Source organism: Arthrobacter sp. YA7-1 (assembly GCF_025960325.1).
In the GTDB taxonomy this organism is placed as follows: domain Bacteria; phylum Actinomycetota; class Actinomycetes; order Actinomycetales; family Micrococcaceae; genus Arthrobacter; species Arthrobacter bambusae_A.
Genome location: NZ_CP110114.1, coordinates 3,734,328 through 3,757,659, shown reverse-complemented (window position 1 = coordinate 3,757,659; position 23,332 = coordinate 3,734,328). Strand labels below are relative to the sequence as shown.

18 protein-coding genes are annotated in these 23,332 nt (G+C 64.2%); 2 read left to right on the top strand and 16 right to left on the bottom strand.

The genetic code is table 11. The features are described 5' to 3' along the window. Positions 1-144 precede the first annotated feature (144 nt). Positions 145-1,878: an ABC transporter ATP-binding protein gene (locus OIT41_RS17540; RefSeq protein WP_078107531.1), complete on the top strand. Its 1,734-nt coding sequence runs from the start codon at positions 145-147 to the stop codon at positions 1,876-1,878. Next, positions 1,875-3,860, top strand: coding sequence for an ABC transporter ATP-binding protein (locus OIT41_RS17535; protein WP_319801832.1), 1,986 nt, complete (start codon positions 1,875-1,877; stop codon positions 3,858-3,860). The genes OIT41_RS17540 and OIT41_RS17535 overlap by 4 nt, the downstream gene beginning before the upstream one ends. Before the next feature lie 107 nt (positions 3,861-3,967). On the opposite strand, the gene OIT41_RS17530 is transcribed toward OIT41_RS17535, so the two are convergent. The 16 genes from OIT41_RS17530 to OIT41_RS17455 form a co-directional block, all read right to left on the bottom strand. Then, entirely contained in the window at positions 3,968-4,180 is a 213-nt protein-coding gene (locus OIT41_RS17530) for a hypothetical protein (protein ID WP_078107533.1), read from the bottom strand. Positions 4,181-4,325: 145 nt separating this feature from the next. Further along, positions 4,326-5,213: an N-acetylglucosamine kinase gene (locus tag OIT41_RS17525; protein ID WP_264636979.1), complete on the bottom strand. Its 888-nt coding sequence runs from the start codon at positions 5,211-5,213 to the stop codon at positions 4,326-4,328. Further along, complete coding sequence (locus tag OIT41_RS17520) at positions 5,210-7,807, bottom strand: glycoside hydrolase family 2 protein (protein ID WP_264636978.1); 2,598 nt, start codon at positions 7,805-7,807, stop codon at positions 5,210-5,212. Before OIT41_RS17520 ends, OIT41_RS17525 begins: the two co-directional genes overlap by 4 nt. Positions 7,808-7,874: 67 nt before the next feature. Next, on the bottom strand, positions 7,875-8,954 hold the full coding sequence (locus OIT41_RS17515) for a hypothetical protein (protein ID WP_264636977.1): 1,080 nt from the start codon (positions 8,952-8,954) through the stop codon (positions 7,875-7,877). 24 nt (positions 8,955-8,978) lie between these two features. After that, positions 8,979-11,063, bottom strand: coding sequence for a hypothetical protein (locus OIT41_RS17510; protein ID WP_264636976.1), 2,085 nt, complete (start codon positions 11,061-11,063; stop codon positions 8,979-8,981). A 72-nt stretch (positions 11,064-11,135) separates the two neighbouring features. Beyond that, positions 11,136-12,218, bottom strand: coding sequence for a glycosidase (locus tag OIT41_RS17505; protein WP_264636975.1), 1,083 nt, complete (start codon positions 12,216-12,218; stop codon positions 11,136-11,138). Positions 12,219-12,223: 5 nt separating this feature from the next. Continuing rightward, positions 12,224-12,979 (bottom strand): carbohydrate ABC transporter permease, encoded by a 756-nt coding sequence (locus OIT41_RS17500; protein ID WP_241710426.1) that lies wholly within the window; start codon positions 12,977-12,979, stop codon positions 12,224-12,226. A gap of 217 nt (positions 12,980-13,196) precedes the next feature. Then, complete coding sequence (locus OIT41_RS17495; RefSeq protein WP_241710399.1) at positions 13,197-14,159, bottom strand: carbohydrate ABC transporter permease; 963 nt, start codon at positions 14,157-14,159, stop codon at positions 13,197-13,199. A 13-nt stretch (positions 14,160-14,172) separates the two neighbouring features. Further along, positions 14,173-15,483: an extracellular solute-binding protein gene (locus OIT41_RS17490; RefSeq protein WP_241710398.1), complete on the bottom strand. Its 1,311-nt coding sequence runs from the start codon at positions 15,481-15,483 to the stop codon at positions 14,173-14,175. A gap of 111 nt (positions 15,484-15,594) precedes the next feature. Then, positions 15,595-16,617 (bottom strand): LacI family DNA-binding transcriptional regulator, encoded by a 1,023-nt coding sequence (locus OIT41_RS17485; RefSeq protein WP_078107540.1) that lies wholly within the window; start codon positions 16,615-16,617, stop codon positions 15,595-15,597. Positions 16,618-16,807: 190 nt separating this feature from the next. After that, positions 16,808-17,575, bottom strand: coding sequence for a type 1 glutamine amidotransferase domain-containing protein (locus OIT41_RS17480; protein WP_078107541.1), 768 nt, complete (start codon positions 17,573-17,575; stop codon positions 16,808-16,810). A 425-nt stretch (positions 17,576-18,000) separates the two neighbouring features. Further along, positions 18,001-19,107: an IS110 family transposase gene (locus OIT41_RS17475; protein WP_241711082.1), complete on the bottom strand. Its 1,107-nt coding sequence runs from the start codon at positions 19,105-19,107 to the stop codon at positions 18,001-18,003. A 320-nt stretch (positions 19,108-19,427) separates the two neighbouring features. Further along, complete coding sequence (locus OIT41_RS17470) at positions 19,428-19,907, bottom strand: RpiB/LacA/LacB family sugar-phosphate isomerase (RefSeq protein ID WP_078107542.1); 480 nt, start codon at positions 19,905-19,907, stop codon at positions 19,428-19,430. Next, the gene (locus OIT41_RS17465; RefSeq protein ID WP_264636974.1) at positions 19,904-21,634 is read right to left on the bottom strand and encodes a dihydroxyacetone kinase family protein; all 1,731 of its coding nucleotides are present in this window, start codon (positions 21,632-21,634) and stop codon (positions 19,904-19,906) included. The genes OIT41_RS17470 and OIT41_RS17465 overlap by 4 nt, the downstream gene beginning before the upstream one ends. A 33-nt stretch (positions 21,635-21,667) precedes the next feature. Continuing rightward, positions 21,668-22,444: an SDR family NAD(P)-dependent oxidoreductase gene (locus tag OIT41_RS17460; protein WP_264636973.1), complete on the bottom strand. Its 777-nt coding sequence runs from the start codon at positions 22,442-22,444 to the stop codon at positions 21,668-21,670. A 29-nt stretch (positions 22,445-22,473) separates the two neighbouring features. Next, positions 22,474-23,298: a sugar phosphate isomerase/epimerase family protein gene (locus OIT41_RS17455; RefSeq protein ID WP_264636972.1), complete on the bottom strand. Its 825-nt coding sequence runs from the start codon at positions 23,296-23,298 to the stop codon at positions 22,474-22,476. Positions 23,299-23,332 lie beyond the last annotated feature (34 nt).

Genomic DNA, 23,332 nt, shown 5'->3' with positions numbered 1-23,332 from the left:
GGATCTTGCCGAGCGTTTCCAGCCTACTGTCCGGGTACGACGGTGGCACACCCTCCGCCCCGCTTCGCCCTGAGGGAAAGCTCTAGTTGCCCCCAGCAACCAGTCGTAGACTGGCCTTCGAATCACTACGTGAGTTGGAGAACGATGCTCTGGAAACTTCTCGTTCAGTACCTGCGGCCACATCGGCGGCTCCTGATCGCCGTCGTCATCTTCCAGTTGGCGCAGTCGATAGCGTCGCTGTACTTGCCCACACTGAATGCCGACATCATTGACGAAGGCGTGGCCAAGGGGGATACCGGGTACATCCTCGGCACCGGCAGCCTCATGTTGCTCATCACGCTCCTGCAGATCACCTGTTCGATCACAGCCGTGTACTTCGGCGCGAAAGCCGCCATGGGCTTAGGCCGCGACCTGCGCGGCGCTATTTTCACGAGGGTGGGGGAGTTTTCCGAGCAGGAGGTCACCCGCTTCGGCGCGCCGTCGCTGATCACCCGTTCAACCAACGACGTGCAGCAGGTCCAGCAGCTCGTCCTGATGTCCTGCACGCTCATGGTTGCGGCGCCCATGCTCAGCATCGGCGGGGTCATCATGGCCGTCCGGCAGGATGCCCAGTTGTCCTGGCTGATTGCCGTGAGCGTCCCCGTGCTGCTCGTCGCGGTGGGCCTCATTGTCAGCCGGATGGTGCCGCTGTTCCGCAAGATGCAGGTCCGGATCGACACCGTGAACCGCGTCCTCCGGGAACAGCTCGCCGGCATCCGCGTGGTGCGCGCGTTCGTGCGCGAGGACATGGAGACCGAGCGCTTCGCCTCGGCCAACCAGGACGTCACGGAAATGGCCCTGCGTGCCGGGCGGCTCATGGCCCTCATGTTCCCGGTAGTGATGCTGGTGCTCAACGTCTCCAGCGTGGCCGTGATCTGGTTCGGATCGTTCCGGATCGACGACGGATCCATGCAGGTAGGCACGTTGATCGCGTTCCTAAGCTACCTCATGCAGATCCTCATGTCCGTCATGATGGCGACGTTCATGGCCGTCATGATCCCGCGTGCGGCTGTTTCCGCGGACCGCATCGGGCAGGTGCTCGAGACCCCATCCAGCGTGCGGCCTCCCGAGAACCCTGTGACGGAGACCGCCGGCCGCGGCGAGCTTGAATTGCTCGACGTCGGATTCGCCTACCCCGGTGCCGAGCAGCCGGTCCTCAGCGGCATCAGCTTCCGGGCACGAGCAGGCCAGACGACGGCGATCATCGGCAGCACGGGCGCCGGCAAGACCACGTTGGTGAACCTGCTGCCACGGCTCTTCGACGCGAGCAGCGGCTCGGTGCGGATCGACGACGTCGACGTCCGTGAACTGCACCCGGACCTCTTGTGGGGGCACATCGGACTCGTTCCGCAAAAGCCCTACCTGTTCTCCGGCACGGTCCGAAGCAACCTTCTTTACGGCAAGCCCGACGCCACGGAGGAAGAACTCTGGCGGGCGCTCTCCATTGCGCAGGCCCAGGACTTCGTCGAAGAGATGGAGGGCGGCCTGGACGCTCCGATCTCGCAAGGCGGCACCAACGTGTCCGGCGGTCAGCGGCAGCGGCTCGCGATTGCCCGGGCACTCGTGAAGCAACCCGAGCTCTACATCTTCGACGACTCCTTCTCCTCCCTGGACACCGCCACCGACGCGAGGCTCCGCCAGGCGCTCAAGCGCCACACTTCCGGCGCGACCATGGTCATCATTGCGCAGCGGGTATCGAGCATCGCGGACGCCGAGCAGATCCTGGTGCTCGACGACGGGCGGCTGGTGGGGCGCGGAACCCACGACGAGTTGTTGGAAACTTCCGAAACATACCGTGAGATAGTTTCCTCGCAGCTGGCAGCGGAGGAGGCGGCATGAGCAGCGCACCCAGCACCGGCACGGCAGGCACCGCAAACCGCCCGCAGCGTCCCCCGATGGGGCCAGGCCGCGGCGGACCCTTCGCGGGAATGAGCATCCCGGCCGAAAAGGCCATGAACTTCCTGCCCTCGGCCAAGCGGCTCCTAGGCACGCTGCGGCCCGAGCGCATGTGGCTGACCCTGGTTCTCTTCCTCGCCGTCGCAAGCGTGACCCTGTCCGTGATCGGCCCACGGCTCCTGGGTGAGGGCACCAACCTGATCTTCGCCGGCGTCGTATCCAAGCAACTTCCCGCCGGGGTGAGCAAGCAACAGGTCATCGACGGGCTGCGCGCTTCCGGCCAGGGCTCCAAAGCGGACATGTTGAAGGGCATGGACCTGACTCCCGGCGTCGGAATCGACTTCGGGGCGCTGTCCTCGATACTGCTGTGGGTGCTGGTCCTGTATGTCCTGGCCTCCGCGTTCGGCTGGATTCAGGCGTACGTTCTCAACGGCGTCGTGCAGCGGACGGTGTACCGGCTTCGTGAGCAGATCGAAGCGAAAATCAACCGGCTCCCGCTGCGCTACTTCGACTCGGTGCAGCGTGGCGAACTGCTCAGCCGCGTGACCAACGACGTCGACAACATTTCGCAAAGCCTCCAGCAGTCCATCAGCCAGGCGGTCACGTCCCTCCTCACGGTGGCTGGCGTCATCTTCATGATGTTCCTGCTCTCGCCGATTCTGGCGTTCATCACCCTGGTCACGGTGCCGTTGACGCTCGTGACCACCGTGTTGATTGCCAAGCGCTCGCAGAAGCTGTTCGTGGCCCAGTGGAAGAACACCGGCGAGCTGAACGGGCAGATCGAAGAAACCTACACCGGTCATGCGCTCGTGAAGGTGTTCGGACGCCAGCACGAAGTGGAGGAACGCTTCCGCGAGAAGAACGCAGAGTTGTTCTCGGCCAGCTTCGGCGCCCAGTTCATCAGCGGCTTGATCATGCCGGCACTGACATTCATCGGCAACCTGGTCTATGTGGGGATCGCCGTGGTGGGCGGCCTGCAGGTGGCCTCCGGTGCCATGCAGTTGGGCGATGTGCAGGCCTTCATCCAGTACTCCCGGCAGTTCACGCAGCCGCTGGCCCAGCTCGGCTCGATGGCCAACCTGCTTCAGTCGGGCGTGGCATCCGCGGAACGCGTGTTCTCGCTGCTCGATACCGAAGAGCAAAGCGCGGACCCCGAGCCCTCGGCCGTCCCCGACGTGACGCGCGGGCGCCTGGTGTTCGAGAACATTTCCTTCTCCTACTCCGACGACAAGCCGTTGATCCAGAATCTGAGCCTGGTGGCTGAGCCTGGGCAGTCTGTGGCGATCGTCGGGCCCACCGGAGCGGGCAAGACCACCCTCGTGAACCTGATGATGCGCTTCTACGAGCTCGACGCCGGGCGGATAACGCTCGACGGCGTCGACGTCGCCTCAATGTCCCGCTACGAGCTGCGCTCGCGGATGGGCATGGTGCTGCAGGACACGTGGCTCTTCGGCGGCACGATCAGGGACAACATCGCCTACGGACGGCCCGACGCCACCGAAGCCGAGATCCTGGAGGCGGCACAAGCAACCTACGTGGATCGCTTCGTGCACTCCCTCCCGGAGGGCTATGACACCGTGCTCGACGACGAAGGCAGCAACGTTTCCGCCGGTGAGAAGCAGTTGCTCACCATTGCACGGGCGTTCCTCGCCCGGCCGTCAGTCCTGATCCTGGACGAGGCTACGAGCTCCGTGGACACCCGGACCGAGGTCCTGGTCCAGAAGGCCATGAGTGCCCTGCGTTCTGACCGGACGAGCTTTGTGATCGCGCACCGCCTGTCCACGATCCGCGATGCCAACCTCATCCTGGTGATGGAAGCCGGGCAGATCGTGGAGCAGGGTACGCACGCAGAGTTGCTGGCCGCTGGGGGCGCCTACTCGAGGCTGTACGAAGCACAGTTCGCGGCGCCGGTGGCGGAGGTCTGACGGCTCTGTCCACATAGCCGTTCCTCCAGGCAGGCCTCCGGATACGCGAACGACGGCGGGAGGTGGCTCCCGCCGTCGTCGTTGCTTTGCGTCCGAAAAGGCGCTGTTTACAGGGAGTGTGCGTCGAAGGCGGTGGCCTTGGCCGCGTTGCCGTTCAGGCTGACAGTGAAGGTGTTCGGCCCGCTGCAGGTGACTGCAATGCTGGCCTTGGAGGTGTTGTGGCGCACCGAGAAGTCGTGCACCAGGGCGTCCAGGGTGTGGTGGGTGGTTGAGCGGTCCCAAATTTTGAGGGTTACGGAATCGGCAGTTTCAAACGTCATTGTTCAGTGCTTCCATTCATGAATCCGGATATCCGGCTATCGCGCCAGTGCGAAAGCCGCCGTACAGCTTTTCCATAGTGCACAGCGAGGCGCGGACTGCTCAAGCCAGAACGGCGTTTGTTGCTCGTGAGACTCATCACAGTGGCTAGTGGGATGCAAGATGCAGAGCGCCGAAGACCGGATCCTGGGTCAGGACCTGCAGAGTGTGGAGACCCCGGGTTGCGAGGGCGATCCGCATGGCTGTCTGCAAGGTGGGCTGGTTCATCCCGAGGCCACCGCCAAGGACAATGGGGCCCTCGATGTCCAGTTGCTCGGCGCATTTTGCCGCCAAGGAGGCGAGATCGGCGCCTGCTTGGAGGATCATGTCCAAGGACGCTGTGTGCCCCGAGGCCGCGCACTCAAAGACGATCGGTGATTTCGACGCCCAAAACTCGCGTCCCGCGTCGCCATGGAAAAGGGCAATCAACCCCTCCGGACCGGCGAGACCACACGACTTCACCAGCGCTTCCGTCAGTCCGTCGGGACGTAGCCCGCTGTTCATGCGTTCGAGGCTGTACCTCACCGCTTCACGACCGAACCAGTACCCGCTGCCTTCGTCGCCGAGCAAGTAACCCCAGCCGCCAGCGCGCGCCTCGTCCTCGCCGTTGGTGCCCCAGGCCGCGGACCCGGTACCGGCGATCACGGCGATTCCAGCGCTGCATCCGGCGGCAGCCAGCAGAAGGCGCGTGTCGTGAACAACGGAGACGGCGGCGTCGGGAGCCAAGGGCTGGATCAGTTCCTTCAGTGCGTTCGCGTCTTCGGCAGTGTCGATCCCTCCGGAACCGACCACCACCCGCGCAACGGACTCGCCCTCGAGGGTGGCGAAGACACCCTCCAGGTTGGTTCGGGCTTGGGCGCGGCTCACGTTCTGGACATTGGCGCTGCCGCCGGAAGTATCGGCAACGGCGGTGCCATCCAGCCATTTGATGCCGCGCGTCTTCGAGCCTCCGATGTCCAGACCTACGACGGCGCCGATCGTGCCGGGGTGTGTCATTGAAATGATCCTTCTTCAGTTGAGTTCGAGAATGCGAATCCGGCGGGTGGCATGATGCTTTCGGCTCGGATTCCGACCCCCTGCAGCACCGGATACCGCGACCATGCCTCAAGTCCCGGCCCGTCGGCACCATCAACCGTGGAGGCGACCCGGAAGGTATGGCTTTCCCCGGGCAGCAGTGAGATGCATTGTTCGGAGACAGTCGCCTTGGGGTCGAGCCGGTCCGCCTGAAGAACCAGATCGCGCACAATACTGTCAGCGGTGACAGTCACTTCAACGCCGTCGGGGACTTTCGATGCCCGGGCGGTGACCCGCGCCGGCTCCTTGATGCGATCCTTGTCCTCGGCGTAGAAGTGGAGGATCCGGTCCCCATGCCCGAGTCCTGCGCCTCGCGCCACGAGAACATCGGTCAAGGGCCGCTCAGCCTCGTGCAAATCCTTCGGAAGGCGGATTTCTGTCTTGCCCCGGGGTTCGACCTCGAACGCGAATTCATGGGACGCCTCCAGTCGGACGCCCCCCGCAAAAGCCTCCTTCGGAGAATCCGTGCCGACGCGTTCCACGGCGAGGGTTCCACTCCAGGCCTCCACGGAATCGTTGACCAGAACGACGGCGAGCCCGTCGCCGCGGGGCTGGATGGTCGCCAGCCGCGGCCGGTAGGCCTCACGGATTGCGTACCACAGCGGTTTCAGCTGACCATATCCATCGATGGCGGCCCAGGAGGTGACGGGCCAGCAGTCGTTGAGCTGCCAGACAATCGATCCGGCACAAACAGGCGATCCGGCACGGAAGTGCTCGATGCCGAAGCGGATGGCGCGGGCTTGGTTTACCTGCGTGAGGAAGTGCCATTCCTGGAAATTCGCGGGCTCGGGAAGATGTGCGGAGAGCCCTCTCTGCAGCTTCCCGGTACCGTCTTCGGCCTTTTGGTGCTGAAGGAAGGCCGGGGATTCGAGGTCCAGGTCCGCCGGCTCCAGGACGCGGGTGAGGGTGGACCAGTTGGGGGGACCCTGGAATCCGAATTCGGAAACGAACCGTGCATTCCACTCCGCGTAGTGCGAATAGTCCTTCTGGTTCCAGACATCCCAGATATGCACGTTCCCGTGCCTGGGATCGTTGGGATGCAGTTCGGGATCTCCCGAATATGGGCTGCCGTTCCAGTACGGGCGGGTGGGATCCAACTCTGTTACCAAAGCGGGCAGGAGCTCGGAATAGTAGCCCCATCCCCAGTTTCGACCATCGAGCTGTGGCTTCCAATCCCAATCCCAGAAGCCCCAAACGCATTCATTGTTTCCATTCCACAGCACCAGGCTCGGGTGGCTCATGAGGCGTGTGACATTGTCCCGGACTTCGCCCGCGACTTCTCGGGACAGCGGCCCATCCTCCGGGTAGCCGGCGCAGGCAAAGAGGAAATCCTGCCAGACGAGAATCCCCATGCGGTCGCACAGCTCGTAGAAGGTGTCCGATTCATACACCCCGCCGCCCCACACACGGAGCAGGTTCATGTTTGCCGCAGTCGCTTGCGAGAGGCGCTGCCGGAGCCGGTCTTCAGTGATGCGTGACGGGAAGCAATCGTCCGGGATCCAGTTGGCACCTTTGACGAAGATGTCGGTTCCGTTGACGGCAAAGACAAAGCCGGTTCCGGCTTCGTCCTGTTCGGTTTTGAGCTCGAATTGCCGGAACCCGATGTTTTTGGACCAGACGTCAAGGTCATGCCCGTCGGCCAACAGCGACACTGTCAGGTGGGAGAGCGGTTGGGCACCCATATCGTGCGGCCACCACAATTCAACATCCTCGAGATCGACCACTACCCGGGCCTTGTGGGAGCCCGCCGGAATGGACAACGACTCGGTCTTGCCTTGGATGGCGACCTTGAGTCCGAGCTCGCCTGAAACGCCCGGCGCCCGCAGAACCTCGACCTGCACTTCCACCCGGGCATGTCCGTGGGTGGGGAGTTCTCCCGGTCCGGTCCCGGGTACAACGGTGGTGGTCACCGATGGACGAACGGACTGCAGCCGTGCCGTCCCGTACCGCCTGATGCCCACAGGCTTCCACGGTCCGGCCGTCACGAGGTTCGGGCCCCAGTCCCAGCCGAAATTGCAGGCCGATTTGCGGACATACTGGAATGGCTCCGGATTGCCGTTGGGTTGTTCACCCACGGAGGCCCGGATGTGTTCGGCGTACTCGCGTACATTCTTGAAAACGATGGCCAGGTCATTGGCACCCGGCCTGACCACGTCGGAGACGTCCACGACGTAGCTGCGGTGCTGGTTGTACGTGTGCGCAAGGTCCTGCCCGTTGACCCGGATGACGGCGACAGTGTCGAGGCCTTCGAAGACGAGCTCTGTCCGCCGGTCTTCATTGCCGTCGTGGTTGAAGGTTGTGGAGTATTCCCACTCGCTCCGGCCTACCCAATGCTGGGACTCCTCGTTTTGCCCCACGTAGGGGTCCGGGATGTGCCCATGGTCCATGAGGACCGTGTGCACAACCGACGGAACGGAGGCATCCAGCTTCCAGCCCTCGGCCCCGGACGGGGCGTCCGGGGCCGGAGCGGTCACTCTTAGAGTCCATCCCTTGGCGAGGTTGCTCGTCTCAATCATCATGTGTGCCTTATCAATCGAATGTCTGTTGCCAAGGGTGGCGGGTACGGCAGGCGGCTGGAGGTGCTTAGCCCTGGTCTGCGCGGTAGAAGTACATCTCCCGCGAGCCCGAAGGGGCATCCCAGCCTTGGGCGAACATCCAGGTTCCGCCGAACTTCAGGAGCCCGCCCCAAGCCAGGGAGCCTCCTCGGTGCATCGCCTTCTGGGTGAACGGTTGGTTCACGTCATAGAGCGCCTGTGCGGCGGAAAACTGGCCGTCTGTGTCGCCGTAGAAGAAGTCCAGCACCAGCTTGCCGCCGTCGCTCCCGGTGTTGTCGCCGTCGTCGACGATGGCGCAGGCCACTTCGTGCAGTGAGCCGCCCAGCGGCCCTAGGTCCAGGTACTCCTGTGGCTCGAACGTCCAGTTCACCATGTCGGAGGACCGGCCCACGTGGGTGGTTCCGCCGCAGCCCTCGGACAGGTACATCAGGTAGTGGCCGCCGATCTTGACGGCGTCGCCCTGGGCGTTCCGGGGGATGACGGCCCCCTTGGCCCAGAACCGCGAAACCTCGTAGGGGACGGCCAGGCCGAGCTTTTCCCAATGGATCAGGTCGTCGGATACGGCGACATTGATGTCGCAGCCGACGTCGCCCAGGGGATAGACATCCGGGTCCTGGTCAGCCTGCTCCTCGCTGCGGTCGATCGTCCAGATCCCGTTGTAGAACATGTAGTAGCGGCCATCGGCCTGGTACACCTTGGGATCTTCGCAGCCAAGGATCTCATTGTCCTGGGTGGGGTAGATCACCGGGTTGGAGGGGTTGTCCTGCCAGCCGGTTTCGGGATCGTAGACGGCAACGCCGATGCGGCTCGAGACCGATTCCTTGCGCGGGGATGCGCGGTAGAAGAGGTAGAGCTTGCCGTCGCGTTCCATGACCGAGGGGTTGAAGATCGAATCCGCCGTCCAGCCGATGCCGGTCGGATCGGCCCAGTCCTGGACTTGCCGGAACGTCAGGGAATCGTCCTTGCGGAACGGACCAACAGCCCATTCAGGGTGCTCGGGATACGCGGCGGAAAACTGGTCGGTGGAAATGGTGTCGGTCAGCGGATTGCTGAACGTGAGCGCTCCCTCGTAACTGTGGAGCAGGGCTTCCGTGGTGATTTTCTGCATGGGTTCTTCCTGTGGTGATAAGTGTCAGTTGTGGACCAGGGTCACCCAGGTGAACCCACCCGGGGCTACGGTGACGCGGCCGGAATGGTCTGCCCCGTTCTGGTCGGGACCTGGTGCGACGGGCTGGCCGGAAGCATCGAAGGCCTGCTGGCTCAAACGGAACCCTTGGGGCATGTCCACTTTTCGATCGGTGCTTCCCGGAGCCGCGCTGATGTACAGGGTTGATTGGCCTCCGGAACCGGAGACGGAAACCGAGGAAATCTGCGGCTGCAGCAGCACACCGTCGATCGATACGTCGCTTCCGGCCTTGGCGGTCACGCTGTCCTGGCCGGCCGGCAGGGCCCGGTCAAGGGAGAACGGGAAGAGCTTGCCGGGAGTTGCCGTGATGCCTTGTTCCCCTGCCCCGCCGTTGGGCGTGATACCGAGGAAAGTGCTCCCGGCAGTCCACGACGTCGTTCCGGCGGCTTCGGAGCGCTGGTTCACGATCGGGTACGCATTACGTGCCTGGCCCGAAGCCGGGACCGGGATCTTCACGGTGCCGCCCGCGTTGAGGGCGACGTATGCACCGCCGGACCAATTCGCCTCACCGGTCCATGCGGAGGCTGGCTTGACGACCGCGCCGCCGGTGATGGTTCCGGCTTCGGCTTCGGCTACCTTGAGTCCGTCCGTCCCCACGGTGCTACTGATCCCCAGGGCCTTGGCCTTGAGCTCCGGATTGGCGTCCAAAGCGAGCATGGACAACAACGTGTGGATGGTGGATTCCGCCCCGGAGTTGGGGTTGACACGGCCGTCGGTTTCGATGCCGTCAATAGCGGTGCCTGTTGCCGGGTTGTAGGCGGGCTTTCCGCTGCGGTTGGCACCGAAGTACCAGCCTGCGGCAACCGCCGCGACGTCGAGTAGTCCGGGAGCGTTCGCGGCTTTTGCGGTCGCCACGAGTCCTTCAACCCGCGAGTCCACGCCGTAGGCTATCTGTGCCTCACCGGGGGTCGGGCTCCAGGCGTTGTCCGGTCCTCCCGCGGCGAGGAGCTGCGGAGTGAATTGGGCGGAGTCCTTCACAGCGGCGGTCAGCAGCTCAGGGCGATGCAGCAACGGGGACGCGGTCGCGACGGCGGCTGCAGCCATTCCGCCCCATGCATGCCACAGGGTCTGGGTCTGGGTCGACGGAAGAATCGCGCCGAACGGCCACTGCTGAACCGATCCCGAGGACATCGCGGCGATGCCCTCCGTGAGCTGGCCCAGCGCGGTGGCGGCAGCGCCGTCGTCGGGCGCTGCCTTCGAATAGGCGGAGAGTCCGAGCACGGCTTCCGCGGAGGCATCCGCCCCTCCGGTGATCAGCCAGGCAGGGACCTTGGTGCCGTCGGCAACGTCGTACTTTCCGTACTTCGAGAGGGACTGCTTGTTGAGGGACGCGACGGCGAGGTCCATCCTGGTCTGCAGGAACGCGGCAAACTGGGGATCGGCGGATTTGAACGCCGCATATCCTTCGCCTAGGGCCCACACGGTCCGGGCCAGCCAGTAGGACTCGGCCGAATCGCTGGGGTCAGGAAGTTCCACCGGCTTGGCACTCGGCGTCAGGGCGCCATCGGCTTGCTGCCACAACACCACGTTGCCGGCATTGGGACCGGAAGACGTCTGCAGGTACGTCAGCTCGCGCAGCACGTCGAAGGCATGGGCGCGGCTCGACGCGTCGCCGGTCTGCTGCCAATGGCGCAAGTAGACGACGGCGGTGCGGGCGATGTCGTCCGCGTTGAAGGCCCCTTGGCTCCAGTAACCCGTGGTTGCGTCCTTGGAACCTCCTCCTACCCGCGTGTAGCTGCCGTCGGCGTTCTTGTTGGCGTACGTCCACGGCGCCTGCGCCGCGGGGTGTTCAGCGATCTGGTAGGTGGTGTGGCCATCCACGGCGTTCAGGGGAACCGTGTCCAGCAGGAAATTCAGGTGGGACAGATTGGTCAACGGTGCCTGCGACGCCGACGCCGGCGCCTGCGACGCAGCGGCCGGAACCGGCTGCGCCGCCGAGGCCACCCCGGCCCCGGCCAGGAGCATCGACAAGGTGGCAACAACTGCGACCGGGGCGGATTTCATCCGTGCATAAACGAGGGGAGGTGTCATGTCTAACTCCTAGGGGCATGGAAGAAGGGCTGGACTGCTGGGGCGGGGTGGTGCCTTGGGGCGCGGTCCGCCCTACGCGCGGTCCAGCCGCGCCACGCCGATCTTCGAATCAGCCATGCCATAGAAGACGAACAGCTGCTCGCCGATCTTCTCTATTGCCGTGGGAAAAACGACATTGGGGACGATGCCCGAGATCTCGTCTTCCGTCTCCGGCGCCAGAAGCGGCTTGTCGCTGCGGGCGATCACGATGGAGGGATCGTCGCTGTCGAGGATCATCGCCGCGGCTGTGTAGTTGACGTTCTGCTGGTGGTCGAAGGCGGACTTTTCCATCGATCCGGAGACGCCGTGGTAGATCAGGAGCCAGCCCTCGTCGACCCGGATCGGGGCCGGGCCGCCGCCGATCTTGAGTTCTTCGAAGGGGAACTCGCTCAGGGCCACGAGCTTGTGCTTGCGCATGTGAACGAGATTGCGGATGTCCCTCTCGACATCGTCAACTGCGACATAGGAAATCCAGATACCGGGGCGGTTGTCTTCGATGCCGGCCGGCAGGTGCTCGCCTTCGCCTTCGCGGATCCAGCCGAGATCCCACATGGGGCGGTGCAGCAAAGCGTAGGAGGGGACCCCGTCGGGGTCGTTGATCGGTTCCGGGAAGAAGACTGCGTCCTTGTTGGCGAACAAGTTCAAGTCCATGGACAAGTCGGCCTGGTACTCGAAGTGGCAGGGCCCCAGGCGGTCCCACGTGCGCAGGTCTTCGGAATGGGCGAAGGCCAGGCGGGGCCCCAGCGGTCCGTAGGCTACATAGGTCATCAGGTGGCGGCCGAGCGACGGTACCCAGGTGATGCGGGGGTCTTCGGTTCCCGCGTTGTTGCGGCCCCGTTCCCATCCTTCGTCCGGTGCCAGGACAACGCCTTGGCGTTCGACGCCGGACGGGACGCCGTCGTCGCCGACGATCACCTTGGCGAGCCCCACGCGGGAGACATTGCCCTTCGCCACGAGGCGCGGCAGGAGGTATAGCTCGCCGTCGGGTCCGCGGCCGCTGGCGGGGTTCAGGACGCCTTCGGCTTCGAACTCGTTCCCGTCTTCCGGGGTCATGATGACGCCGGCGCGGGTGAGGGTGAACGGGACAGTGGGGAGTGCTGAAGTTGAGGAAGTCATAGAGCTTAGCCCTTTACGCTTGATCCGATATTGGTGGAAATGAATTGGCGCTGGAAGAAAATGAACAGTGCGACGGCGGGGGCCGCGAGAACGCAGGCACCGGCAAGGATCGCGCCGAACGGGTTTGATGCCGTGGCGGCGATGTTCGAGATGTAGTTCGCCAGGGAGACTGCGAGCGGCTGAATGGCTTGGTCCTTGGTGACGAGGAATGGCCACAGGAACTCATTCCACGGCCCGATGAACGTCAGCAGGACTGCCGTGACGATGGCTGGCCGGACCAGGGGGATCGCGATCTGCCAGAGGATCCTCAGCTCGCTTGCTCCGTCAATGCGGGCGGCCTCGAACAAAGTGGAGGGCAGCTGCATGAAGTACTGACGGAAGACGAACACCGCGGTGGAATTGATCGCGAACGGCAGGATCATGCCCAGGTAGGTGTCAGCGAGCCCATAGTCGCGCACGATCATGACGTACAGCGGGATGAGCAGGAGCTGGAACGGGATCATCTGCACCAGCAGCATCATCCCGAACACAAAGCCCTTGCCCCGGAATTGCATCTGGGCGAGTGCATAGCCCACCAGGAGCCCGAACACCACCGTGAAGAAGATGACGCCACCGGTGAAAATACCCGAATTGGCCAGGCCTTTGAGCAGGTCGATCGAGTTGTTGATGTTGCTGTAGTTCTCGCCGGTGATGTTTGCCGGACTGGGGAACGCGCCGCCCACGGAGGTGTCCGGATTGGTCTGGAGCGAGCCGATGAACATGTAGTAGAAGGGGAACAGGAAGACGAAGGCTCCGAGGGCCAGGAGCACGAAGCTGCCCACGCCCAGGTTCTTGCGCTTCGACACGGAACTGCCCTTGCGGGAGGCCGAGGATCCGGGGACCGGGGCTTCGGGACCCGCTCCTTCGGGAGCGCCGGCACCTGGCCGGCGGGCGCCGTCGTCGTCGTTCCGGAGAGGCGCTTTATTGAAAATAGACACGTCAGTCCTCCTTCCCGCCTACGAGGCGTTTTTGGATCAGGGCGATCAGCAACACGCCGATCACCAGCACCACTCCCAGCGCCGCTGCCACATCGGGGTTCCCCTGCAGGATTCCCTTCTGGTACATCAGGAACACCGGTGACGTCGAGGCTCCGTCCGGACCGCCTCCGCCAGTGAGCAGATAGGGCTCGGTGAACAGGTTCGCTCCGGTGATGGTGGCAAGCAGGGTCACCAAGACGCTGGCGGAGCGCACTCCCGGAACGGTGATGTTCCAGAACTGGATCCATTTGTTTCCGCCGTCCATCGAGGCGGACTCGTAGAGCTCATCCGGAATGTTCTGCAGTGCGGCCAAGTAAAGCAGGATGAAGAATCCCAATTGCTTCCACGTCACGTACAGGGCCACCGTTGGCATTGCCAGCCAGGAGTTCGTCAACCACGAGGGGTTCGGAGCCAGTGGCCCCAGAATGGCGTTGACCAGCCCGTTCTGCTGGAACAGGAACAGCCAGACCCCGACGACGGCGACGCTCGCCGTGACGTACGGAACGTAGTAGCTGACCCGGAAGAAGGTCTTGAGCCGGGTCACGCGGTTCAAGGCGTTGGCCAGGACCAGGGACAGTCCCACGGTCAGCGGCACGTTGATGACAAGGAAGACGCCGATATTGGCGAAGGACCGTTGTACTTCCGGATCGGACAGGACAGTGATGTAGTTGTCCAACCCCACGAAGGGCCGGTCAACCTGGACGCCCGGAGCGGTGAAGAAGAACTGGTGGAAGGAGATGTAGACGGCGTACCCCAGCGGGTATGCCAGCACTCCAAGGACGAAGATGACGTAGGGGGCGCTGAACAGCAGTCCCAGTGGCTGGCGGCCCAGGAAGTTCTTGCGTTTCCTGGGCGCCTGCCGCTGATCCACGGTCCGCCCGGCAGTGTCTCCCGTAGCGGGACCCCCAGCTGAGCGTAGTGACATGGGGATTCGCCTGCTACTTCTGGGCTGCCAGTTGGTTGATCTTGTCGGAAGCACCCTTGAAGGCGTCATCGATGCTCTGGTTGCCGAAGATCACGGACTTGCTCCAGGCATCCCGGAAGGTCTGCCAGATCTGGACTGAGTTGGAGACGTTGGGGACTTCCACGGTTCGTGCGGCTTGGTCGGCGAATGTCTTGTAGGCCGGGTTCTGGTTGAAGTAGTCCGGGTAGGCGGTGGTCAAGTCCTTCCGCATCGGCATCTGGCCGGTTCCGCTGAGCAGCTTGCCGTCTTGTTCCTTGCTGGTGGCGAACTTCATGACCTCCCACGCAGTGCCTTGGTTCTTGCACGCCGAGTACATGGCGATGTTCTTGGCGTCAGAGAAGGTGGAGCCGTCGGTCTGGGCTTGGGTGCCCGGAACCGGGACAGTTCCCCAGTTCACTTTGCCCTTGTAGGCGTCGATGGCCCACGGGCCTGCGAGGGCCATGGCGGACTTGCCGTCCGCGAAGGAATCTCCCTTGTACGCTTCCTTGGATGCCAGGTTCTCCTTGTACAGGGTCTGGAACATCGTGGCGACCTGCTTGCCCTGATCGCTGTCAAAGGTGGACTTGCCATCCTTGAGCAGCTGGGTGCCCTGCGTACTGGCGGCATAGAACGGGTAGAAATCGAACCAGGGCTGGTAGAAGTCGCTCGTGGGCGAGGGCCAGATCGCGGTCTGGGTCGCGCCCGACTTCACAAGGGTCCGGGCGGTGTCCAGGAACTCCTGCTGGGTGCCCAACTTGGGGTTTGCCGGGTCGAGCCCGGCCTTCGCGAAAAGGTCCTTGTTGTAGAAGAGGACCACCGGGTTGGACTTCCACGGAAGCTGGTACATCTTGCCGTCGGATGACTTGTACTGATTGGCGAGATCGCCGGTGCGGTCCTTGATGTACTGTGCGCCGTCCGGGAAGGAGTCCAGCGGGACCAAGCCACCCTGCTTCTGGAACTGCGGAACAGCCACCGGTGCCGTGTTGAAGACCAGGCAAGGAGCATTGCCGGCGGTAATCGCTGCCCCGATGACCTCTTCGGAGGTCTTCCCGGCCGGGATCTCCTGCGCATCGATTGGCTGGTCCGGGTGTGCAGCGTTCCATGAGGCCACCATGTCCTTGCCCCACTTCACCTCGAACTCGTTGTTGGAGTACCAGATCTTGATGGGACCCTTGGCCGTGGTGGCGGAGCTCGCGCCAGATGCTGTGTTGCTGGAGGCGCCTCCACCGCATGCTGCCAGGCCGGCTCCGATAACGGCAATAGCCGTCAGGGAGAGGACTCTCGAACCAAATTTTCCGTGCTTCATTGCAACTCCTTTTGCGGGTAAAAACTGAAAATGCGGCGGCGACATTGCCTTCCAGGGGAATGGCAAATAGCCCCACCCAATGGCGGGTAAATCGGTCTTCGTAGGGATTAGTTATTCGGCATGCTGGGGGACCGGCCCGGTGGAGGCGCGGACTACCAGCTTGGGAGAGGGCAGATAGACGTCCGCCGCAGGCGCTCCGCCGAGGAGGCTCAGCAACTGCTGGGCCGCAACACGCCCCCAGAGCAGCGGATCGGCGGGGACAGTGGTCAACGGAGGGTTGAGGTAGGTGGCGAGCTCTGTGTCGTCGTAACCCGTGATGGACAGATCGTCGGGAACGGTCAGTCCGAGGGACTGGGCGTACGACTGTCCGGCAGTGGCCATCAGGTCGTTCGCGTAGATGATCGCAGTGGGCCGTTGGGCCGAGCGAAGCAGTTCAGCAGTTGCCGCCAGTCCTCCGGCTGCCGTGAAGTCCGCCTCAATGAAGGAACTGGCCTCGAGCCCGGCTTTCGACATAGCGTTTTGCCAGGCCAGGCGCCGGCTTCGGCCGTGAATGTAACTCTGAGGGCCGCCCACGTGCCCAATCCGGGTGTGCCCGAGGGAAACCAGATGCTCGACGGCGGCGGCAATGCCTTCGGTATCGTCCATGCAGACGGCGGGGAACGGCGAGGAGGTTTCGGGCCGATTAAGGGTGACGGCCGGAATCTTGAGGCTCTTCAACAAAGCGATACGGGAGTCGTCAACCCTCATGTCCGTAAGGATGACGCCGTCCACGCGGCTGTCGGCAGCCAGCTTCCGGTAGCCCATTTCTTCGGCGTCGGCGCTGGCGGCAACGGTGAGCACCAGTGCGTATTCGTGCTCAACCAAAGTGGTCTCGATCCCGGCGATGAACGCGGGGAAGAAGGGGTCTGTTCCCAGAAGCCTGGGGTCCCTTGCGACCACGAGCCCGACCGCGAACGCTTTGGCTGAAGACAGGCTCTTGGCGCGAAGATTGGGCGTCCATCCCAGCTCCCGGGCCACCTTGAGAATGCGCTCCCGGGTGTCGTCACTGACGCCGGGCTGCCCATTCAACGCGTACGAGACGGCACCCTTGCTCACGCCGGCTGCCTGCGCAACGTCGTTGATGGTCACTGTCATGTTTGCCTCATTGCCACTTGGTGATTGGGATCACTGAACCGGTTTTGTTATATCTACTGAACCGGTTCAGAGAGCGCTTGTCAAGGGCAATCAAGAAATTATGGTTATTTGCGGGTCGTTCATTGGCGGCGGCTGGCACCGGCGGCCACCCGTCGTCGGGGCGGCCGCCAGTGTCAGTGGGCTGTGGGCGTTACTGCTCTGCGTCTGCCGCAGCAGCCTTCTTGGCGTCCTTCTCTGCCCGCAGGGCCTCGGCCTCGTGCTGTTCCTCGGCCTTTTCCTGGTGGATGACCACCGCGAGGAGCTTTTCCATCTCCTTGGCCACGCCGGCGGCGGAGGCTGGATTCTGCCCGGTCACCAGCCGGTCGGAGACCACGACCTTCTCTGCGAAGACGTCGGCGAAGACGTGGGTTGCACCCTCTTCCTTGAGCCGGTCGGCCAGGAAGAACGGGATGACCTTGTCCATGCCTGCTGCAACTTCTTCGTCGTTGGTGAATGCGGCCACTTCCCGGCCCCCGACGAGCCGGAACCCGTCGGCCAGGTCCACGTTCACCAGACCCGCGGGTCCGTGGCAGACAGCGCCAACCACTCCACCGGCGTCGTACACGTTCGCAACCAGTTTCTGCAGGCCTTCGCTGTCCGGGAAGTCCCACATGGTGCCATGGCCTCCCACGAGGAAGACTGCGTCGTACTGGCCCGGATCAACGACGTCCACGCGGGCCGTGTTGTAGAGTCCGGCGCGCGTAGTCTCGTCCGTCGTGAAGGCAACCTGGATGGGATCCTGCGGGTCTACTTCATCCTGCGGAGGCTGTCCGCCCTTGATGGATGCGAAATCGACGAAGTGCCCGGAATCCTTGAAGACCTTCCAAGGATGTGCGGCCTCGGCCACGTTGTAGCCGGTCTTCTTTCCCGTATCGCCGAGCTCGGAAACGCTGGTCAGTACCATGAGGATTTTCTTCATGAAATGCTCCTATCGTCCACATTCCACCCTACGCCAAGCCCAAATTCAGGCCCACCCCCGGCGCTATAGCACCACAACTAGCTCGCAGTTGTTGTCGTTATGAGCCTCCATAACGACAACAACTGCGAGCTGATATGTGGGTCTGGTTGTCAAGAGGCATGGATGAGCGGCTCCTGGTTGTTGGTTCCTGGGGCCGCTCATCGCGTGCCGGCTGGTCGTCGTGAAGGTGTTGGCGGGTCTTTCTCGACTGCAGTGTCAGGCTGATATTCGCGGGTTGTTTACCGCATGACGATGTGTTCGGCTGGAGCGTATCGGTGTCTAGTATCGAGCGTCGACGCATTCGGTCTCGTCTGCTCATAGCTCACTCGCGGGTTAGCTCCGGATGCTGCCATCGCACGTCCACCACGCCGGGGGCACGTCCGGGGTCAGGCCGCGTTCATGCGTTCTCCTTGCTGGAGCGGGGCGGCCAGCGACCAGCACCAGCCGGCGAGTTCACGGGCGATCGCGGTGTTGGCCTTGACCGACAGTTTGTGCCGTTCATCGAAGTGTTCCCACTTGCGATGCAGCCGGTGGTTTCCTTCCATGGCGCGGATCCGGGTTGCCGGGGCGACGACATCGAACTGGCGCAACAGCCGTTCCCCGGGCCGGACGTAGGGGCGCCGGTGCTGCCACGCGGCTTCGATGAGGAGTTTGCGGGCGTAGGTGTTCCCGGCCTTGGTGATCGGGCCCTGGTGCCGGGACTGGCCGGAGGAGTCTTCACTGGGCACCAGCCCGAGGTAGGAGCCGATCGTGGAGCCGGTGAAGCGGGTCCAGTCCCCGATTTCCACGGCCAGCCCGAACGCGGTGGTCATCTGGATGCCGCGCAGGCACATCAGCGCGTCGATCACCGGGGCGTAACGGCACGCCGCGGCCGTGGCGGCGACGTGCTTGTCGATCCGTGCCATATGCACGGCGAGCAGTTCGGCCTGCTCGAGATCAGCTTCGTAGGTGAACTGCAGCGCCGGTTCCTCAAAGCTCTGGCGGTGCAACCACCGGGTGTGTTCCTTCGTCCAGCGGGTGTCCTTGGGGTAGCGGATGCCGTGGCGCAGCAGGATGGCGTTCACGTGCTGGCGGGCGTGGGCGAGGTCCTTGGCCGTGCCCGAGCGTAGCCGGGACAGGTCCCGCAGGGCCTCTTCGTCCGGGTCCGGGATCCGCACCTCGGTGACCGAGCCGACCGCGAGCATCTCGGCCAGCACCCGGGCGTCGCGCCGGTCGGTTTTCACCCGGTCCCCGGGAGCGCGCAGCAGCTTCGAGGACGCCGCGACCACGCAGTTGATGCCCGCGGCGCGCAGGTAACGGGCCAGGACGAACCCGGTGGGTCCTGATTCGTAGACGGCCGTGACGTCCGGGGCGAACCGGCGGATCCACTCCAGCACGATGGCCGGGTCAGCGGGCATCGTGTGGGCGCTGACTTCGCCGGTGGCCGGGTTCAGCGCATGTCCCACCACGTTGACCGCGTGAACATCCAGACCAATGAAAGTATGCTCAAACATAGCCGGGACCTCCCAAACCTCACATGTGGCACTACCATTGCACCCCCCGAGGAGCCGTCAGGCCAAGGGAACCTCCAATGGCAACCCACGGCCCTGTGAAACAGAAGGCCCCGGCCCCACCATCCCTCTCGGCCGTTCCCCTCCCGTCCGGGATAAAGGACATCACCGCCGGGGATTCAGGCCCCACAGCGCCGCCCTCCTCGCGGGATCCAACGGATCACACCAGCCGGCGCTGCGGGACCGCCCCGGCGAAAATGGCCGAACCGGACTGGAAGGACCTGCAACCCCTCATATCGTCTAGTTGGGACGGGGGACGGGACTCAGCAGCCCTCGAAATCCGTGAGCACCTTGACCTTGTCGGCCGAGGCCGAGGCCGGGTCGAAGGCGTAGCCGAGCCATTCCCGGGCCAGCCTGCTGGCCAACTCGATCCCGACGACGCGCTGGCCCATCGTGAGCACCTGGCAGTCGTTGGACAGGATGGATCGCTCCACGGAGAAGGAATCGTGGGCCGTCGTGGCGCGAATGCCGTCCACCTTGTTCGCCGCGATGGCCACGCCGATCCCGGTGCCGCAGAACAGGATGGCCCGGTCTGCATGGCCGTCGCGGATGAGTTCACCGGCCTTGATCCCCACGTAAGGGTAGGGCGTGGTGAAGTCTTCGGTGGAGTCGCTGCGGTTGACGCCGATGTCGATGATCTCGCTGATCCGCGGATCGTCCCGCAGGTCCGCCATGATGCGGTCCTTGTAGTCGACGCCTGCTTCATCGGCACCCAGGATGAGTCGGAAACCTTTCGTGCTCATGCCGTGACCTTCCCGGCACTCACAACGTGGGGGCCCATGACGGTGAAGATCATCGCGAGCGAAGTAGCTCCGGGATCGGCTGTGCCCAGGCTCTTTTCCGCCAGCGGCCGGGCCCTTCCCTTGAGCGGACGGAGCGAGGCCGTGGCTTGCGCGGCCGAGGTGGCCGCCTCGGCAGCTTCAGTCCAGGCGAGCTCCGGAGGAACGCCTTCGGCGACGCGATTGCTGAACGTTTCGGCGAAGGGGAGCAGGGCGTCCACCATGGTCTTGTCGCCGATCTCGGCCTTGCCCAGATCGGTGATCCGCGCGGCGAACGCTGTCACGGCAGCGGCGAGTCCAGCCGGTTCGGGCGCCTCGTCATTGCCGAGGGATTCGCCGAATGCCCGGAGGCCCGCGCCCCACAGGACTCCGGAAGTTCCGCCGGCCTTGTCCGCCCAGGCGTCGCCCGCGGCTACCAACATATCGCCGGCTCCGGCACCATCGGCCAGGGCCTTCGCGGCTGCGGCAGTGGCGGCGTCGATTCCGCGGACCATCCCGCGGCCGTGGTCGCCGTCGCCCGCTACCGCGTCCATGTCGCCAAGGTGCGATTCGGCGTCGTGCAGTGCATTCCGGGCCGCCTCCAGCGCGGCAGCGCAGTTCGCGGCGTAGTTGCGCGAGTCCAAAGTGGCCGCAAACTCCATGGCGGTTGGGCCGCCGTCGTACGCTTCCTCGGCAAACAAACCGCCAGCAAGGGCGGCGTTGCCGCGCCGGTAAGCGGGCGTTTCCGCGGGGGCCGTCCAGAGCGGCTCAAGTTCCTCGTCCAGCCAGGTGAGGGTGAGGGAGACGCCGGACATGTCCAGGCTTGTGACCAGTTCGCCGACCTCCGGCATGACCAAGGTGTACCCGGCGGCGCGCAGCAACGGTGCCACGGTCAGCCACAGGACGAAAAGTTCTTCATGCTTGGTGGAGCCGAGTCCGTTGAGGATCACGGCCAGGCGGTTGCCCGCCCCTTGCGGTGTTTCTGCCAGCAGCCGGGCGACGAGTTCCTGGCCGAGTTCCTTCGCCGGAGGGAGATCGGTGTCGAACAAGCCGGGCTCCCCGTGGATGCCCAGGCCAAGTCCCATCTGCTTGTCCTTGAGCGTGAACAGCGGAGCTTCGGCGCCGGGGAACGTGCAGCCGTGGAAGGCGCTGCCGATGGTGCGGGTGAGGCTGTTGGCCTTGCGGCCCAAGCGCACGACGTCGGCCAGCCCGGCTCCCGCTTCGGCGGCGGCGCCCATGATCTTGAAGACGGTGAAGTCACCCGCGATGCCTCGGCGTTTGGCGGATTCCGACGGCGGAGCGCTCGCGATGTCGTCCGTCACCAGCACGTTTTCGACGGCGATGCCTTCCGCCGCCAAGCGCTCGCTGGCCATGCCGAAGTTCAGGACGTCCCCGGCATAGTTGCCATACGTGAAGACCACTCCGGCGCCGCTATCGGCAGCCTTGGCCACGGAGTAGGCCTGTTGGGCGGAAGGCGAGGTGAAGATGTTGCCCACGACGGCGCCGTCGGCCAGTCCCGCGCCGATGAGTCCGGCGAATGCCGGGTAGTGCCCGGACCCGCCGCCGGCCAGGACGGCCACCTTGGGCTGCTCGGGACGGTGGCGGCGGACTGCGCCGCCGGGAACCTGGCGCACCAGGCCGGAGTGGAGGTCGCAGAAGCCGGCGAGGGCTTCGTCTGCGAAATCGGCGGGATCGTTGAAGATTTTGGTCATCGTGGGCTCTTTCGGCTACGGATGCGGGGACTGCTAGTGGATGTGGCTTCCACCATTGATGTCGATGGTGGTGCCAGTGAGGTAGGCGGATTCCTCGGAAGAGAGGAACGTGATGACGGCGGCGATTTCCTCCGTGGTGGCGTTGCGGCCCAGCGGGATGCCGGCATTGATGGCGGCTTCCTGCTCGTCGGTGCTGCCGACGCGGATGTTCGTGTCCACGGCGCCCGGAGTAATGGCGTTCACGGTGACGCCGGTGGCGCCGATTTCGCGGGCCAACGCCTTAGTGAAGCCGAGGATGGCTGCCTTCGCAGCGGAGTACGGGACCTTGCCGAAGACGCCGCCGCCGCGCTGGGCGGAAACGGAGGACATGTTCACGATGCGGCCCCAGCCGCTGGCGATCATGTCCGGCAGGAAAGCCTTGGTCACCAGGTAGGTGCCGGTGGCGTTCACGTCCATGATCTTGTGCCACAGTTCCAGCGTGGTTTCGAGGAACGGGACAGGGGAGGTGATGCCCGCGATATTGGCGAGGGCGCCGACGGCGGGGAGGTTGCCTGCGCTGATTTCGGCGGCGACCGCGTTGTACGCCGCGTTCACGGAAGCTTCGTTGGCGACGTCGATCTCGTAACCGAACGCAGGGACGTTGAACTGGTTGCCGATTTCCGCTGCGACTTTGGCGGACTTCTCGCCGTCGAGGTCCAGGATCACCACGGCCCAGCCGTTACTGGCGTAGCGGCGTGCGGTGGTGATGCCGATGCCCCGGTCCGAGGTTGCCCCGGTGAGGACGGCGGTGCGCTGGATGGTGGTGGTCATGATGCTCCTTGGGTTTGTTGGTGTGAAAGTCAGATGAGGTCTGTGATGAAGCTGGCGGCTTTGGCGGCCGCCGCCGGGCGTTCGCCGTGGGTGACGTCGCGGGTTTCGAGCTCGAGCGAGAAGTGGCCGTTGTAACCGGTGGCTGCGAGCGAGCGGAGTCCGGCGGCGAAGTCCGCCTGGCCGTTTCCGATGCTGAGGTTGATGTTGCCCGGAACCGCGTCCCGCAGGTGGACATGTGCTATTCGGCCCCGATGCCGCTCGATGTACTCGAGCGGGTCTTCGCCCGCGGCGACGATGTGGCTGAAGTCCATGACAATCCCGACGCCGGAGCCCGCCAGCCGTGCGGCCAGCAGTTCGGCACGTTCCAGGTTCCAGCAGAACCGGAGGAAGTGCAGGGATTCGGTCCAGAGTTCGACGCCGAACTCCGCCGCGCGCTGCCCGGCACCGATGAGTTGGGCAGCGATGGTGTCCAGATCCTCGTCGAGGCTGCGGACCGGATCGTGTGACAACGCTCCGCACGGGAGGACCAGCGCCTTCGCGCCGGTGTTTGCAGTCAGGGTGAGCAGCGCATCGAGGTGCCTTTGGCGGGCGTCGCGTTGGCCGGCGTCGAGCACTGCATTCAGGTCGCCGATATCGCCGTTCACCGAGCGGACCCGCAACCCCGAGGCGGCGACCTCCGCAGTCACGGCTGTGACGGCGTCGGCATCCAGTTCATAGGGAACGTGATCGCAGACGCCCGGGAGCGCGCCGAGGTCGATTTCCTCGAAGCCCAGGCCATTGATGGTGCGCAATGCCGTGGGTAGATCCTGGTGCCGGAAGCTGATGGACGAGCAACCAAGCCGGGAGTTGAACATCTTCGTTTCCTCCAGTCGCGCCCGAAGGCAGTAG

Bases quoted from the DNA above. Each gene is read 5' to 3' on its own strand.
- OIT41_RS17540 (WP_078107531.1), top strand. From the start codon at position 145: ATGCTCTGGAAACTTCTCGTTCAGTACCTGCGGCCACATCGGCGGCTC.
- OIT41_RS17535 (WP_319801832.1), top strand. From the start codon at position 1,875: ATGAGCAGCGCACCCAGCACCGGCACGGCAGGCACCGCAAACCGCCCG.
- OIT41_RS17530 (WP_078107533.1), bottom strand. From the start codon at position 4,180: ATGACGTTTGAAACTGCCGATTCCGTAACCCTCAAAATTTGGGACCGC.
- OIT41_RS17525 (WP_264636979.1), bottom strand. From the start codon at position 5,213: ATGACACACCCCGGCACGATCGGCGCCGTCGTAGGTCTGGACATCGGA.
- OIT41_RS17520 (WP_264636978.1), bottom strand. From the start codon at position 7,807: ATGATTGAGACGAGCAACCTCGCCAAGGGATGGACTCTAAGAGTGACC.
- OIT41_RS17515 (WP_264636977.1), bottom strand. From the start codon at position 8,954: ATGCAGAAAATCACCACGGAAGCCCTGCTCCACAGTTACGAGGGAGCG.
- OIT41_RS17510 (WP_264636976.1), bottom strand. From the start codon at position 11,063: ATGACACCTCCCCTCGTTTATGCACGGATGAAATCCGCCCCGGTCGCA.
- OIT41_RS17505 (WP_264636975.1), bottom strand. From the start codon at position 12,218: ATGACTTCCTCAACTTCAGCACTCCCCACTGTCCCGTTCACCCTCACC.
- OIT41_RS17500 (WP_241710426.1), bottom strand. From the start codon at position 12,979: ATGTTCATCGGCTCGCTCCAGACCAATCCGGACACCTCCGTGGGCGGC.
- OIT41_RS17495 (WP_241710399.1), bottom strand. From the start codon at position 14,159: ATGTCACTACGCTCAGCTGGGGGTCCCGCTACGGGAGACACTGCCGGG.
- OIT41_RS17490 (WP_241710398.1), bottom strand. From the start codon at position 15,483: ATGAAGCACGGAAAATTTGGTTCGAGAGTCCTCTCCCTGACGGCTATT.
- OIT41_RS17485 (WP_078107540.1), bottom strand. From the start codon at position 16,617: ATGACAGTGACCATCAACGACGTTGCGCAGGCAGCCGGCGTGAGCAAG.
- OIT41_RS17480 (WP_078107541.1), bottom strand. From the start codon at position 17,575: ATGAAGAAAATCCTCATGGTACTGACCAGCGTTTCCGAGCTCGGCGAT.
- OIT41_RS17475 (WP_241711082.1), bottom strand. From the start codon at position 19,107: ATGTTTGAGCATACTTTCATTGGTCTGGATGTTCACGCGGTCAACGTG.
- OIT41_RS17470 (WP_078107542.1), bottom strand. From the start codon at position 19,907: ATGAGCACGAAAGGTTTCCGACTCATCCTGGGTGCCGATGAAGCAGGC.
- OIT41_RS17465 (WP_264636974.1), bottom strand. From the start codon at position 21,634: ATGACCAAAATCTTCAACGATCCCGCCGATTTCGCAGACGAAGCCCTC.
- OIT41_RS17460 (WP_264636973.1), bottom strand. From the start codon at position 22,444: ATGACCACCACCATCCAGCGCACCGCCGTCCTCACCGGGGCAACCTCG.
- OIT41_RS17455 (WP_264636972.1), bottom strand. From the start codon at position 23,298: ATGTTCAACTCCCGGCTTGGTTGCTCGTCCATCAGCTTCCGGCACCAG.